Below are 14,648 nucleotides of genomic sequence, written 5' to 3'. Positions count from 1 at the left end.
TTCTGTCGCTCCAGTCCCAAATGGGCCAAGTTGATCCATGCCGACGATGTTGATCCATGCCGACGATATTGATCCATGCGAAACCCGGGCCCGGCTCAGCGGAGGCGGCGGCGGACGTCGGGCCTGCTGGCCGGCGGGCCGATCCGGCCTGCCGCCGAGGTGATGCAGGTACCGGCGGGCCCGACCAACACAGGCTGCAGTGAGAGCTGGCTGACCTCCGGCAGATCGTCCGACAGCGCCGAGAGCCGCAGCGCCAGGTCCAGGATCGCGCTGCGGTCGACGACGGCCGCACCGCGGTACCCGGTCAGCAACGGAGCGGCCTTCGGCCCGTCGATCAGGTCGGCGGCATCCACGTCGGTCAGCGGGACCGCCTGATAGGCGAGATCGTCGAGCAGTTCGGTGGCCACACCACCGATGCCGAACGACACCAGGGCGCCGAACGACGGGTCCGAGGTGATCGCCAGAACGGTCGGGACCGTCGCACGATCCCGCGGAGCCATCACCTGCACGTACACGTGGCCCATCCCGTCGGCGGCCAGTTCGTCGTAGGCCACCGCGACGGCGTCGGCGTCGGCCAGTGCCAATCGCACTCCGAGCTGGTCGTAGCGGTGACGCCAGGACAGGTCGAACGCCTTCAGCACGACAGGGCAGCCGACGCGCTCGGCCGCCGCCAGCACATCAACCCGGTTGTCGGCACTCTCGAACCGGGCGATCGAGATCCCGTAGCAGTCCAGGAGATCGACGAGTTCTTCGTCGGAGAGGTCCCGATCACGGGGATCGGCCAGCCGCATCAAGGCCATCGACTCCCGGGCCCGGGCGGACTCCACACCTTCCAGCGCCGGAACCTTCCCGGTCGGCCGACCCAACCATCGGCCGTACCGCACGGCGTGGGCCAGCGCGGCCACCGCTCGTTCCGGCGTCCGGAACGACGGCACCGAACCCCTCGCGGCACCGCCGTCCTCACCCCTCACCGTCAGCGAGTCGGCCAGACCGTCGACCGCCAGGAACGTGCTCACCACCGGGACCCGGGATCCGGATGCTGCCGCCCGCAACGCTTCGGCATGAGCCTGACCCGGAATCGCCACCGGCGGCACGTAGACCACCACGACAGCGTCGACGTCGGCCCGGCCGACAGCGATCCGGACCGCCCCGCCCAGCTCCTCCGGGCTGACGCTCACGCCGAAATCCACCGGCACCTCGTCGACCACCGTCAGACCGGCCTCCACACAGGCGTCCAGGGCGAGCACCCCCAGGGCGGTGGAATTGCCCAGGATGGCCACCCGCTCGCCTCTCGGGATCGGTTGGTGCGCCAACAGTTGCGCCGCGTCGAACGCCTCACCGAGGGTGTCGGTGCGGATCACGCCGGACTGCGCGAACAGGGTCGCCACCGCGGTGTCGGACACGGCGGCGGTGCTGGCCGCGAGTCCGGGACTGACCAACGCATGACGACCGGACTTCACCGCGATGACCGGTTTCGCCCGCGCGAGGGTCCGGGCCAGCCGGGCGAACTTGCGGGGGTTGCCGAACGATTCCAGGTAGAGCAGGACGACCTCGGTCCGCTCGTCCGAATGCCAGAACTGCAGGAGGTCGTTGCCCGAGACGTCGGCGCGGTTGCCCGCCGAGACGAACGAGGACAGCCCGAGACCACGAGAGGCCGCATCGGCCAAGATCGCGATGCCGAGCGCGCCAGACTGGCAGAAGAACCCGACCCGACCCGGGGGCGGCACCACCGGTGCCAGAGTCGCGTTCAGCCGGACGGCCGGGTCGGTGTTCACCACCCCGAGGCAGTTCGGTCCCAGCACGCGCATGCCGTTGGCCCTGGCCATCGACACCATCCGCCGCTGAGCGTCCGCGCCATCACCGGCGTCGCCGAGCGGGTCGGCGTCGGCGAACCCGCCGGTGACGACGACCAGGCCGTGCACCCCCTTGGCCCGGCAGGATTCCAGCACCTCCGCGACCGAGGCGGCCGGCACCGTCACCACCGCGATGTCGACGGGATCCGGAATGTCCAGCACCGACTTGTAGGCCCGAACACCCTGTACCGATAGGGTTTCCGGATTCACCGGGTACACAGGCCCGGTGAACCCGGCGCGCAGCAGGTTGACCAGGACGGCATGCCCGAGTTTGCGGGTCTCGTTGGACGCACCGATGACGGCCACCGACCGGGGGGCGAGCAGACGGGCGATCGAGCGGGATTCGGCCCGGTGCTCACGCGACGTGATGACGGCCAGCGACGACTCGGTCGGCTTGATGTCGAAACCGAGATCGACCACCCCGGAGGAGAACTCGCGGGTCACCGCATAGCCGGCGTCGATGAACACGCGCAGCATCGTCTGGTTCTCCCCCAGCACCTCGGCGGTGAACCGTTTGACACCGCGTTCCTGGGCGGCTGCGGCCAGGTGTTCCAGCAGAATCGAGCCGAGACCGCGCCGTTGCTGGGCATCCTCGACGACGAAGGCGACCTCGGCAGCATCCGGATTGTTCTTGTCCCGGTGGTAGGAACCGGCCGCGATCAACTGGCCGCCGAGCTCGGCCACCAGACCGACCGCGCTGACGTAGTCGACATCGGTGAAGACGGCGAGTTGGGACGGCGAGATGTGGCTGACGGCCTGGAAGTAGCGCAGATAACGGGTGCGGTCGCTCATCCGGTCGTGCATGGCAAGGATGGCCGGCCCGTCGGTCGCGGCGGAGGGACGGAGGTGCACGGCTCCGCCGTCGGCCAGCAGGACGTCGGCCTCCCAGTGCTGCGGATAGCCCGGAGCGAGATCGTCAGTCACGCGGATCGAAGGGGTCGAGACCGTACAGCGGGAAGATCAGGCCCCGGACATCGCCGATGGCCTTGTCGACCGGGCCGCCGTGGTCCGACCCCCACGGTTCGAAGTCGACCGGGTGGCCGTCGGACATCGTCTCCGGTAGCGACAGTCCGGGACGGGCGGCAGCAGCCCGGTCGAGCCAGCCCTGCGGGAGCGCGGTCGAGGGATCCAGATCACGGTCGGCCACGGTCGCCAATAGATGCGTCCAGGCCCGTGGCACCACCCTCACCAGCGAATATCCTCCACCGCCCAGAGCCAGCCACCGTCCGCCGGCAGCCGATTCGGCAAGCTCCCGCAGTGCCCGGTACGACGCCAGTTGACCGTCGATGGACAGATTCAGGTCGGCCAGCGGATCGTCTGCGTGCGAGTCCGCCCCGTGCTGGGTGACCAGCACGTCCGGCTTGAAGGCCCGGACTACGCCCGGCACGACGGCGTGGAAGGCCCGCAGCCAGGCCGCATCACCCGTGCCGGCCGGCAACGGGATGTTGACCGCGGTACCGGCGGCCGCCCCCCGACCGATCTCCATCGCCCAGCCGGTTCCCGGCCAGAGGGACACCGGGGACTCGTGGATGGAGACGGTCAGCACCCTCGGGTCGTCGTAGAAGGCTGCCTGCACGCCGTCCCCGTGATGGACGTCCACGTCCACGTAGGCGACCTTGCCGACCCCGGAGTCCAGCAGCGTCCGGATCGCCAGGGCGGGGTCGTTGTAGACGCAGAAGCCAGAGGCGTGGTCGGCCATCGCATGGTGGAGTCCGCCGGCGATGTTGACCGCCCGGTCCACGTCGCCCCGCGCGATCGCCGCGGCCGCCGCGATCGAACCACCCGCGATGAGGGAGGCCGTCGCATGCATGTGCTCGAAGGCCGGATTGTCGTCCGTCCCGATCCCGTGACCGTAGGACCGCCCACGGCCGGACGGGCCGGACGCCGCCTTGACCGCGGCGATGTAGGCGGCGCTGTGCACGCCGGCCAGTGCCACCTCGGACGCCGGCTCCGGGGCGAACAGATCCAGACCGTCCAGCACTCCGAGCCGCCCGGCCAGGTCCCAGGTCAGTTCCCACCGCAGTGGATGCAACGGATGCGATCCGCCCAGGTCATAGCCGAGCATGCCCGGATCCCAGATGACCAGCGGCGATGCCATGACCACAGGTTAACCGGGTGGTCAGGCGCCCGGCACGCCCGCCCCGACGGAGACCGGACGGCCGAGCGCCAACCAGCCGGAGTAGGACCCCGGGTACAGCGAGATCGAGCGGCCGACCCGCGCGGCAGCCAGGATCAGGTGACAGGCGGTCACCCCGGACCCGCACGACGCCGCGACCTCGCCGGAACCGCCCGCGTCTTCCGGACCCAGCACCTCGTCGAACGTGGCTGCGATCTCGGCGGGCGTCCGGAAGGTCCCGTCCGGTACGAGCAGATCGGTCAGCGGGAGGTTGACCGCACCGGGGATGTGGCCGGCGATCGGATCCAGCGGCTCCAGCTCGCCGCGGTAGCGCTCCCGTGCTCTGGCATCGAGCAGGGTCCCGCCGCCCAGGGTGATCACGCGCGCCCGGTCGGCATCGACCGTCGGCATACCGCCCGGCACCACGGTCACCGATCCAGGGACCGGTGCGGGGCCGGGTCCGGATTCCACCGGTCGGCTTCCTCCGTCCACCCAGGCCGCGAAGCCGCCGTCCAGGACACGGACGTCGGTGAGGCCGGACCAGCGCAGCAGCCACCAGGCGCGCGCCGCCACCGAGGAGTCCCTGTTGTCGTAGACCACCACCGAACTCCGGTCGTCGATACCGGCCCGGCGCCAGACGGCCTGCAGATCGGCCGGCGCCGGGAGCGGATGACGACCGCCGATGCCGGGCGGAGCCGCGAGGTCCGCGTCCAGGTCCAGGAAGAACGCCGCCGGGATGTGCCCCGCGAGGTGGGCATCCCGGTCCGTCTTCCCGGCCACCCACCGGATGTCCAGCACGATCGGAGGGTGGTCGCCGTCGAGCGCGACGGCCAGGTCTGCAGCGCTGATCAGCACGTCGTCGGCATCGGTGTCGGTCATGGCGGACATCCTCCCCCGCCGCGGTGGGCGTCGTGGTTCGGGCCGGGTCTGGCCCCCACGAGTAGCGTGAAAATGTGACTGCGATGTCGTTGAACCTTTTCCCGCTCGGTACCGTTCTCTATCCGGGCAGCCTGCTGCCCCTGCACATCTTCGAGTCCCGATACCGACGGATGGTCTCGGACCTCCTGGACCAGTCGGACGGTCGCCGCAGATTCGGCGTCGTGGCCATCAAGGCCGGTCGCGAGGCCTGGGACGACGGACTGTCCGACCTGCACGTCACCGGCTGTACTGCAGTGCTCCAGCGGGTGGAGGCCTACCACGACGGGCGCTACGACATCCTGGCCATCGGTGAGAGCCGATTCCAGCTGGACTCCGTCGACACCACCTCCGACCTGCTCAGCGGAACCGTGAAGATCCTCACCGAGGCGACCACGATGGCCTCCCCTGCGCTCGCCGGCAAGGTCGGGCGACTCTTCACCCGGTACCTGGTGGCCCTCCGTGAGGCCGGCGGCATCCACAGCGAGGACGACGACGAGGAACTTCCGCCGGATCCGACGGCACTGTCCTTCTTCGTCGCGGACGGCATGATCCTGGACGTCAACGACAAGCAGGCTCTACTGGCCGCCCGCGACACCGACGCACGCCTGACCCTCGAGCTCGAGTACCTGCGGCGGGAGGCCGCGATGGTCAGGCAGTTCTCGATGCGGCCCGCAGTCGAGCTCCCGAGGGTGCCCTACAGCAGCAACTGACCGAAGGTTGGTCCTGCGGAGATCTCTTAGACCAGTTCCAGTCCGTCCTCGTCGTCCCACTGCTGCCCGACGTGGACGAAACCGTGCTGCAGAACCAGGTTTCTGGACGCCACGTCGTCCGGAGAGATCGTCGCCCGGACCGTGCGAACCGATGATTCCCCTGCTGCCCTCTCCAGCAGAGCGTTGAGCGCTGCGCGCGCATACCCATGACGCCGGAAAGCGGGATCCACGGCGTACCCGACCTCGACCATGCCGTTCTCGTCGGGTGGCCCGTGGTACCCGGCTCGCCCCACCGTCAACTCTCGATCGAGATCCCAGATGGCACCGGTGATCCAATCGGCGCAGGCGGGATCGGTGACGATCTGGTCGCGTCGTCGGGTCCAGACGCTGCGCCAGTCGTACCCGACGAAAGATTGTGACAGCAGGACGGGTGATCTGCGATTCGCGGCGCCCAGATCGCCGGCGGCGATGGCCGTCAGCGCCTCGGAGGTGAAATGGACGATCTCGACCCGCGGTGATGCGCGGTGGAGTGCTGCACCCGGGGAGGCCATGCGCACAGCGTGCCACAGGGAGTGCCTACGGTCACGGGCTTTTCGACCCTCCTGGGTCGAAGGAAGGTGCCTTCGTGGTGGTTGCGTGCCCAATATTGTTGTCAGGTTCGGGACTACGGAATGAGGCAGAGATATCGTGACCATTCTGTGACCTGGGGGTGGCACGAAATGGCGCCCTTTTCGGGGTCGGCTGTCGGGTGCCCGCCGATTAAGTTCTCGATATGGGGACAGCCGGATTCGTCGATTCCGACCAGGCCAAACAATTGGTCCGGTACGGCGTCGACGTCCTCCGGAAGGGTCTCCTGACGTTTTCGTGGGTGGTTTAGCGTCCGGGAAGCGGCGGGCATAACCCGCCGCGGGTGAGCATTGCCATGGCTATCAACGCTTCTGGGCTGTGAAAGCCGTACGACCTGCGGGTCAAGGCCCGTAGGTGGGTGTTGGTGGCCTCGGATTGGGCGTTGCTCATGTGGTGGATCAGGGTGTTCCAAATCAGCTGCTGGAACCGCTTCAACGTTGCGGCCAGGGCGATGAAGCCGGGGAGTTGGGAGCGGCGGGCCCAGGCGATCCAGCCGGCCAGCAGTTCACGGCCGGCCTGGCCCTTGACCTGGAACACCGCGCGCAGTTGCTCCTTCAGCAGATACGCCCGATACAGATGCCGGTTGGTCTGGGCGATCGAGGCGACCGGCCCGCGTTGCTCCGGGGACAGGTCCGCCGGGTTTTTCAGCAATGCCCAGCGGCTGCCCTTCACCGACGACGCCTGCGCAGAGCTACTGTTACCCCGCAGCGTGTTCCACGTCTGACGACGGACCTTGTCCAACTCCCGGGTGGCCCACCCCACGATATGAAACGGATCCAATCCCAGCACCGCCTGCGGCGCGCGGGCCGTCACGGTGTCGTGGATCCACTGCGCCCCGTCGGCCGAGACGTGCGTCAACGCCGCCGCCCGTTCTGGGCCGAGTTGGTCGAAGAACCGACCCAGGGTGTCGCTGTTGCGGCCCGGTGCGGCCCACACCAATCTGCCGGAGTCTTGATCGACCACGCACGTCAGATACCGCTGGCCTTTGCGGTGGGAGATTTCATCGATGCCGATCCGCTGCAGCCCCGCGAGCACGTCCCGGCCGGCCAAACCGTCGGCGACGACGTGCTCGATGATTGCGCTCACATGCCGCCACGACGTCCGCATCAACTGCGCCACCACCGACGAAGCGGTGTGCGCCGCCAACCACGCGCACTGGTCTTCAAACGCTCGGGTTGCCCGCGCGCCGGGTCGGGCCCACGGCACCGCCGCGACGACCACCCCGTGCGTCCGGCAGTTCACCCGCGGAGCCGCAGCCTGCAGGAATACCATCGTCGACCCCCAGTCCAGCGACCGCCACCGCCGGGTTCCGCCGCCCTGGTCATAGCCCGGCCGTCTACGCCGGCATCGACTGCACCTACTCCGGGCGCCCTTCGTCGCACGCACCGAAACGACCAGCACCTGCCGGTCGTCGGCCTCCTCCCACGCCACATCGCACACCTGCAGTTGCTCGACACCGAGCAGCTTTCGCCATATCGTTACACCGCGCACACCGTGCTCCTGGATAGTGACTGACCCTAGATAAGCCAGAACCTATACGCAGCCCGGTGTGTCGCCCACAACCAGGGGTCAAACCACCCACGAGAACGTCACAAGAGCCCTCCGGAAGGCGATCGACGCCCGCGACCGGGGCTGCGTCTGGTCCGGCTGCGACCGGCCGGCGAACTGGTGCGATGTTCACCACGTGAATTGGTTCGTCCGGGATCTGGGGGAGACGAACGTCCACACCGGCGTGCTGCTCTGCGGTTTTCATCACGACGAAATCCACCAAGCGCAATGGGTGATCCGATTCGCCGCCGACGCTCACCCGGAACTGATCCCCCCGCCGTGGATCGACAGAAGTCAACGCCCCCGCCCCAATCAGATGCACCATTGACGCGACCTCGTGGACAGATAGAGCGAGGTTCGTCATGGGCGAAAGGTCGCCTGGTGCAAGCGAAAGGCTGCTCGGTACAGCCAAAAAGACAGCTCAGTGCAGGTCGATTGATTTCACCGCCGTGAGGTGCCCGCGAATGAAGTCGTTGGCGTTGCTCGCGAGTTCTTCGTTGTCCTGCCAGAGGTTCCGCCAGATTCCGAGCATCCGGCTCAGATCCGGTGCGACCACCGCGGAGGAGAAGGACTCGAAGACGATGGTGCCCTGATATCCGATCCGGGCCAGAGCTTTGAAATACGAGTCGAAGTCGACGTTGCCGGTCCCCAGGTACCCGCGGTGGCTCTCGCCGACGTGGACGTAGCCGAGGCGGTCGCCGCAGTCGAGCACGGGCGAGTACATGTCGGATTCCTCGATGTTCATGTGGTAGCTGTCCAGGTGGACGGCCACATTCGGGCGGGCGACCCGATCGGTGTACGCCAGCGCCTGACGGCCGGTGTTCAGGATGTTGGTCTCGTAGCGGTTGACGACCTCCAGTGCCAGCGACAGGCCGAGATCGGCGGCGCGATCGGCCACGCGTCCGATGGTCGTGATGCTGTTGTCCAGTCCCTTCGGCGTCACCGGATCCATGTACTTCTTCATCGCGCTGTAGATCACCCCGCAGAGCTGGGTGCCGCCCAGTTCCCCGACGATCTCGACCGCCCGCATGAGCAGTGCCTCGCCGGCCGCGACGATCTCCGGATCCTCGCTGCTGATGTCGGTCGCCGGTGACAGGCCGAGACTCGCGCTGGCGGACAGGCCGTGTTCGGCGAGCGAAGCTGCAGCGACCGCGGTGTCGAAGGTGAACGGGTCCATCAGGGGGAATTCGACGAGATCGAAGCCGGCCCTTGCGGTCTTCTCGACCGACAACCGGATACCGGCGGCGTCGAAGGTCCCGGTCCAGACCAGCGCATGGCACCCGATGAACGAACGAGGCGCTGGGGAAGCTGAAGACACAGAAGTCCTCCGGGGTGACGGGGCTCGGTGACGGGTGTCCGGGCGCGGGCAAGATGAGGTTACGGGGACCGGCCGTCGGCGTATCCACGCGGGTGAGCCGCTCGTTTCGACGGGAGATCTGTTCGCGCCCCAGTGATCTGTCATGGCCGGGGCGACCATGGCAGGGGCGACGCGACCCGGCCGGGTAAGCTCGGACTTCGTAGAAGGGGTCGCCGGCGTGAACGATCTGATCGATACCACCGAGATGTACCTCCGCACCATCTTCGAACTGGAAGAGGAGGGCATCTTTCCTCTGCGTGCCCGCATCGCGGAGCGGCTGAACCAGAGCGGACCGACGGTCAGCCAGACAGTGGCGCGCATGCAGCGTGACGGGCTGCTGATGGTGTCGGACGATCGTCATCTCGAGCTCACCGATCTCGGCCGTGAGCGTGCGGTCTCGGTCATGCGCAAGCATCGCCTGGCCGAACGCCTGCTGCTGGACGTGATCGGGCTGGACTGGCGGGACGTGCACGTCGAAGCCTGTCGGTGGGAACACGTGATGAGCGAAGAGGTCGAGCAGCGGCTCGTCGCGTTGCTGGGTCACCCGCAGATCTCCCCCTACGGCAACCCGATCCCGGGCCTCGATCAGCTGGGCGTTGACCAACCGGCGGTCACCGAGACGCATGCCGATCTGATCGGTGCCGACGCCGCCGCCGCCAAGGGCGGGAAGTTCGAGGTGCGTCGCATCATCGAGATCGTGCAGAACCAGCCCGGTGTGATGGACCGCCTGCAACGGGGCGGCATCAAGCCCGGCGCGGTGCTCGAGTTCATCGTCAGGGACAGTGCCCTTCTCGTGATCGACGGGGCCACCACCACCGAGCTCCCGGCGGACGTCGCGCACGGCATCCACGTCAGGTCAGCCGCGGTCTGACCACCGCTCCGGTGCCGTCGGCGCCGAGGACCCGGCTTCCGGAACGAGCCCGAGCCGGGAGATGATGTCGGCCGCCTCTTCGGACGGCGTACGTCCGGCATCCACGACCAGGACGTTCTCGTCCGGCCCGGGTGGCTCCAAGGTCGCGATCTGCGACTCCAGCAGGCCGGTCGGCATGAAATGACCCTGCCTGGCCGCCATCCGATCCGCGATCCGATCCCTGGATCCGACCAGGTGGACGAAGACGACATCGTTGCCGCGCAGCACATCTCGGTAGACGCGTTTCAGTGCCGAGCAGGTGACGATTCCGGGTCGCCCGGCCCTCGTATGCTCGGCGATCCATGACGAGACGGTCGCCAGCCAGGGCCAGCGGTCCTCGTCGGTCAGCGGATGACCCAGACGCATCTTCTCGACGTTCGCCGCAGGGTGCATGTCGTCGCCCTCGGCGAGGTCCCAACCCAGCCGGACGGCCAGGACACCGGCCACCGTCGACTTCCCCGATCCCGAGACCCCCATGACGACCAGGACCGGCTGCGGTCGACGAGCCAGTCGTCCAGCCGTCATCGACACAACCCCCACAATCTTCACCGCCAGCGGGATCCGGCTCCGACGCGCGAGCGTACGCCGGGGCGGGTCCGGGGTCGACGGCCCGGCAAGGCCGGCGTTCTCAGCCGGTCGGGGAGGTGGCGGAGCCACGCACGCTGCCGGTGCCGGAGGGCCGGGTCACGGCGACGCAGTAGATCGTCCGGTCCCCCTTGGACCAGCCGGTCTCGGTCGGCGGGATGATCGCCGGGTAGAGACTGCCGGGCCAGCTGCTGGAGGATTTGCCGGTGTAGGTCTGCAGATCGCTGGAACACTGGTTCCCCACGTTCGTCCAGGTCGGCTGCGTCGGGTACTGGTCGTTGCCGCCGGTGCCCTGCTGGAGATCGGCCAGCTCGTACTGGTGGGCCACCGAACACGTGACGATGGTGACGGTCGTGGTGGTCGCGCTGTTGTCGGTGGGGACGTTGAAGCAGGTGCCCGGCGGCACGGACGCGCTGAGCACGACGTTCTGACCGGACCCGGGCCCCGCCTGCGCGGCCACCGGAAGGTTCCCGGTTCCGGTGGATCCGGCCGATCCACGTCCGAGGCGGATCAGCCCGGTCAACACGACCAGCGCGACCACCAGTGCAGCCGCGCCGACCAGCAGTCCGGTGGAACGGGGCCGGCCATTCCCGAACCCACTTGCGGAGAAGCTCTCACCGGTCCCGAGATGCGCGGTCGGAGAGCTGTGGTCCGTCGGACCCGGCGTCGGGGACCGGGATACGGCAGGCCCCCCCACCGGACCGGATGACTCCCCGTTCGCCGGGGACGACGGCCGCGGCGGTCGCTCCCATTTCTGTTCGCGAACCACCTGGTAGCGACGCAGCGAGGCCTCGGACACACCACCCTTGATGAAGTTCTCATCGAGGACGACGGAGTCGAACTCGTCGGGACCCTCGGTCCCTGATCCCTTCGAGAGGTCGCGGTCTGTGCTCATGTCCGTCCCGGATGTCGTAGTCACCCCAAGGGTGCCATGACTTCACGAACAACGGAGGTCTGTTGGCGAACCTCTCACGGGCCCTGCGCTGTGCCCGCCGGCCTTCGCCCGATTAGGGTGGGGCTCGGTGAACCGCTTCACCAGCCATCGACAGCGCTCACCGGCCGTGCTCGAGGAGACCAACGTGCCCATTCCGGACGGTTCGGACGGCCAGTCCTCGACGCGCGACGGCGCCGACTTGCCGAGTCTTGGGGCCGCCCCGGATCGCGGCCTACCGGTGGTGGGACCGTCGCTGGCCTATGCCTCCCGGCAGGGCCGGTGGGTGCTGCTGGCCACTGTGCTCGGCAGCGGGCTGGCGCAACTGGACGGCACCGTGGTCAACGTCGCCCTGCCGCGCATCGGTACCGATCTGCACGCCGGTCTGACCAGCCTCCAGTGGACGCTGAACGCCTACACGTTGGCCCTGTCCGGGCTGCTGCTGCTGGGCGGATCGCTGGGCGACCGCCTCGGCCGTCGACGCATCTACGTCATCGGCGTGGTGTGGTTCACCGTGGCGTCCGTGTTGTGCGGGGCGGCGCCGAACGCCACCGTGCTGGTGCTGGTGCGAGCGCTGCAGGGCGTCGGGGCGGCGCTGCTGACTCCGGGCTCGCTGGCCATCCTCCAGTCGGTGTTCCGCAAGGAGGACCGCGCCACCGCAGTCGGGGCCTGGTCCGGACTGGGTGGCGTCGCGACGGCTCTGGGGCCGGTGATCGGCGGTGTCCTGGTCGGGGTCGCGCCGTGGGGTTGGCGGCTGGTCTTCCTGATCAACGTCCCACTGGCGGTCGTCGTGGTGGTCACCTCGCAGAAGTTCATCCCGGAGACGCGGGACCAGGAGGCGACCGGACGCCTGGACTGCGTGGGGGCGGTGCTGGCCTCGGTCGGGCTCGCCGCGCTGGTGTTCGGGCTGACCGAGGGGCCGGCGGAGCGATGGCCTGCGTACACGGTGGCGGCCGTCGTGCTCGGCGCCGTGGTGCTGGCCGGGTTCGTCCTGTTCGAACACCGTCATCCCGACCCGTTGCTGCCACTGGGTCTGTTCGGTGTGCATCAGTTCACCGCGGCCAACCTGGTCACCTTCGCGGTCTACGCGGCGCTGTCCGGTGGACTCTTCCTGCTGCCGGTGGAACTGCAACTGGTGTCGGGTTTCTCGCCCGTGGCGGCCGGTTCGGCCCTGCTGCCGCTGACCGTCGTCATGCTTGCGCTGTCGGCCAGAGGAGGTGCGCTGGCCCAACGGATCGGCCCCCGCTGGCCGATGACCGTCGGCCCGATCGTGGCCGGCGCCGGCATCGCCTTGTTCGCCCGGCTGGACGCCCACTCCACCTACCTCGGCGGGGTGCTGCCGGCCGTCCTGGTCTTCGCGCTCGGACTGTCCGCCACCGTCGCCCCCTTGACCTCGTCGGTGCTGGCAGCCGCGCCCGATCACCTCACCGGCGTGGCGTCCGCGGTGAACAACGACGTGGCCAGGATCGCCGGCCTGCTCGCGGTGGCGGTGCTCCCGTCGATCGCCGGCATCACCCCGCAGGCCTACGCCGACCCTGCGCTGCTCTCGATCGGCTTCCACCGCGCCGTGCTGATCGCCGGCGCACTCTGCGCGCTGGGCGGGGTGCTGGCCTTCTTCACCATCAGCGACGCAGGCCTGCGCGGTGCGTCCCCGGCACCGAAGGTCTGACGATCAACCACGCCGGCCCGGGTGAGGTCAGCTCCCGCGACGGATCAGGTAGGTGTCCATGATCCAACCCTTGCGCGACTTGGCCTCCGCCCGCACCCTGATGATCTCTTCGATCACCTCGACGAGCACCCCGGCGACCAGGATCTCGTCAGGCGTACCGAGATAGGCGCCCCAGTAGATCTCGAGATCCGGTTCGGTGAAGTGCCGGCAGACCAGTTCCCCGTCGAGCATCACCACCACGTCGTGCTGATCGGCCGGCAGACCGTCCCGGAGTCGTCGCCCGGTGGTGATGTGTATCGGTCCGCCGATCCGGTTGAGCACGATCCGATGGGCGGCCGCCAGCTGTTGGACGCTGCTGATCCCGGGGATCACCCGGTACTGGAATTCGAGCGCCCCCCTGGCCTGCAGTCGTTCGACGATCCGGAGGACGCTGTCGTAGAGGGCCGGGTCGCCCCACACCAGGAACCCCGGGTTGTCGCCCGGCGCCAGTTCGGCCAGCATCACCGATTCCCAGGTTGCCACCCTGGCCTCGTGCCAGTCGACGACGGCCGTGCGGTAGCCGTCCGTCGTCGCGACCGTCGTGCTGCGGTCCCGTTCGGGATCCTCGACCTCGACGATGCGGTAGGGCTTCCCGGTGATGTAACGCCGGCAGACCTCGGTGCGCAGGGCGACGAGATCGTCCTTGCCGGCGCCCTTGTCGGCCACGAAGAAGACGTCGACCTGATTCAGGGCGTTGATCGCCTGCACCGTGACCTGTTCGGGATCGCCCGCGCCGATCCCGATGACGAAGAGCTGACGCACGTGACTCCCTCACTGCTGCCGAATCGATCGTCCGAGCCTATGCGGGGGGGTGGGACGCCGGGCGACGGGAGCGGGGCTTCGTGTGGGTATGAGGTGTGGGGCCCGGTGTGACGCTCGTGCTGTCGTGGGCCGGTGACGTCCTGATACGCCGGAGCCGGACCGCTGGTGCGGTCCGGCTCCTGACACTTCCGACGGTCGATCAGCCCTGACGTACGCGCTGCCCGAACCGCTGGTGGAACTTCTGGATCTGCCCCTGGGTGTCGACGATCCGCGCGTTGCCCGTCCAGAACGGATGGGACGCGCTGGTGACGTCCGCGACGATCAAGGGGTAGCGGCTGCCGTCCGCGAGTTCGACGCGCGCGGAACTGGAGGCGGTCGAGCGGGTCAGGAACTCGTCCCCGGTACTGGAGTCCCGGAAGACGACCTGGTGGTAGTCGGGGTGGATGTTCTTCTTCATCGTGCGCCTGCTTCCTGCTCCGGCGGCTTGCGCCCTCGCTGTTGGTCCTGTCCGTTGTAACGCGAATCAGTATCGATAAAGTCCTGGCCCACCCGCGGATCGAGCGGTGATCTATGGGCTAATTCTGTCCGATTTGCCCGCTGTACCTCACCGCTCGACGGGGCGG

The 14,648-nt window shown here is 68.4% G+C and carries 13 protein-coding genes; 3 read left to right on the top strand and 10 right to left on the bottom strand.

The features are described from left to right. Positions 1-95: 95 nt before the first annotated feature. From H7F38_RS12900 to H7F38_RS12890, 3 genes are read right to left on the bottom strand one after another with little or no spacing between them, the layout of a single operon-like run. Positions 96-2,777: a GNAT family N-acetyltransferase gene (locus tag H7F38_RS12900; protein WP_255497957.1), complete on the bottom strand. Its 2,682-nt coding sequence runs from the start codon at positions 2,775-2,777 to the stop codon at positions 96-98. Then, positions 2,770-3,951 carry an acetoin utilization protein AcuC gene (locus H7F38_RS12895; RefSeq protein WP_187090268.1) on the bottom strand — a complete coding sequence of 394 codons (1,182 nt, stop codon included), beginning with the start codon at positions 3,949-3,951 and terminating at the stop codon, positions 2,770-2,772. Before H7F38_RS12895 ends, H7F38_RS12900 begins: the two co-directional genes overlap by 8 nt. Before the next feature lie 21 nt (positions 3,952-3,972). Then, positions 3,973-4,848 (bottom strand): sulfurtransferase, encoded by an 876-nt coding sequence (locus tag H7F38_RS12890; protein ID WP_187090267.1) that lies wholly within the window; start codon positions 4,846-4,848, stop codon positions 3,973-3,975. An 83-nt stretch (positions 4,849-4,931) separates the two neighbouring features. On the opposite strand from H7F38_RS12890, the gene H7F38_RS12885 reads away from it, so the two are divergent. Beyond that, on the top strand, positions 4,932-5,597 hold the full coding sequence (locus tag H7F38_RS12885) for an LON peptidase substrate-binding domain-containing protein (RefSeq protein ID WP_187090266.1): 666 nt from the start codon (positions 4,932-4,934) through the stop codon (positions 5,595-5,597). Positions 5,598-5,623: 26 nt separating this feature from the next. Here the strand turns inward: H7F38_RS12885 and H7F38_RS12880 are convergent, their stop codons facing one another. The 3 genes from H7F38_RS12880 to H7F38_RS12870 all read right to left on the bottom strand — a co-directional run bounded on the left by H7F38_RS12880 (position 5,624) and on the right by H7F38_RS12870 (position 9,090). After that, on the bottom strand, positions 5,624-6,148 hold the full coding sequence (locus H7F38_RS12880; protein WP_187090265.1) for a GNAT family N-acetyltransferase: 525 nt from the start codon (positions 6,146-6,148) through the stop codon (positions 5,624-5,626). 322 nt (positions 6,149-6,470) lie between these two features. After that, positions 6,471-7,715, bottom strand: coding sequence for an ISL3 family transposase (locus H7F38_RS12875; RefSeq protein ID WP_187090264.1), 1,245 nt, complete (start codon positions 7,713-7,715; stop codon positions 6,471-6,473). A gap of 478 nt (positions 7,716-8,193) precedes the next feature. Beyond that, the gene (locus tag H7F38_RS12870) at positions 8,194-9,090 is read right to left on the bottom strand and encodes a sugar phosphate isomerase/epimerase (protein ID WP_222618033.1); all 897 of its coding nucleotides are present in this window, start codon (positions 9,088-9,090) and stop codon (positions 8,194-8,196) included. A gap of 217 nt (positions 9,091-9,307) precedes the next feature. On the opposite strand from H7F38_RS12870, the gene H7F38_RS12865 reads away from it, so the two are divergent. After that, positions 9,308-10,000 carry a metal-dependent transcriptional regulator gene (locus tag H7F38_RS12865; RefSeq protein ID WP_187090262.1) on the top strand — a complete coding sequence of 231 codons (693 nt, stop codon included), beginning with the start codon at positions 9,308-9,310 and terminating at the stop codon, positions 9,998-10,000. Here H7F38_RS12865 and H7F38_RS12860 read toward each other — a convergent pair. After that, positions 9,986-10,564: a gluconokinase gene (locus H7F38_RS12860; RefSeq protein WP_187090261.1), complete on the bottom strand. Its 579-nt coding sequence runs from the start codon at positions 10,562-10,564 to the stop codon at positions 9,986-9,988. The genes H7F38_RS12865 and H7F38_RS12860 overlap by 15 nt on opposite strands. 103 nt (positions 10,565-10,667) lie before the next feature. Then, complete coding sequence (locus H7F38_RS12855; protein ID WP_187090260.1) at positions 10,668-11,519, bottom strand: septum formation family protein; 852 nt, start codon at positions 11,517-11,519, stop codon at positions 10,668-10,670. Positions 11,520-11,646: 127 nt separating this feature from the next. On the opposite strand from H7F38_RS12855, the gene H7F38_RS12850 reads away from it, so the two are divergent. Beyond that, the gene (locus H7F38_RS12850) at positions 11,647-13,224 is read left to right on the top strand and encodes an MFS transporter (protein WP_255497956.1); all 1,578 of its coding nucleotides are present in this window, start codon (positions 11,647-11,649) and stop codon (positions 13,222-13,224) included. Positions 13,225-13,251: 27 nt separating this feature from the next. Here H7F38_RS12850 and cobF read toward each other — a convergent pair whose 3' ends face one another. Together cobF and H7F38_RS12840 are read right to left on the bottom strand one after the other, a co-directional pair. Then, positions 13,252-14,025: a precorrin-6A synthase (deacetylating) gene (cobF, locus tag H7F38_RS12845; RefSeq protein WP_187090259.1), complete on the bottom strand. Its 774-nt coding sequence runs from the start codon at positions 14,023-14,025 to the stop codon at positions 13,252-13,254. 199 nt (positions 14,026-14,224) lie between these two features. Next, entirely contained in the window at positions 14,225-14,482 is a 258-nt protein-coding gene (locus H7F38_RS12840; protein WP_187090258.1) for a type B 50S ribosomal protein L31, read from the bottom strand. Between the last annotated feature and the right edge of the window lie 166 nt (positions 14,483-14,648).

It is taken from the genome of Nakamurella sp. PAMC28650 (assembly GCF_014303395.1).
Taxonomy (GTDB): domain Bacteria; phylum Actinomycetota; class Actinomycetes; order Mycobacteriales; family Nakamurellaceae; genus Nakamurella.
The sequence above is the reverse complement of the archived record's forward strand: the minus strand, read 5'-3'. Positions and strand labels throughout refer to the sequence as shown.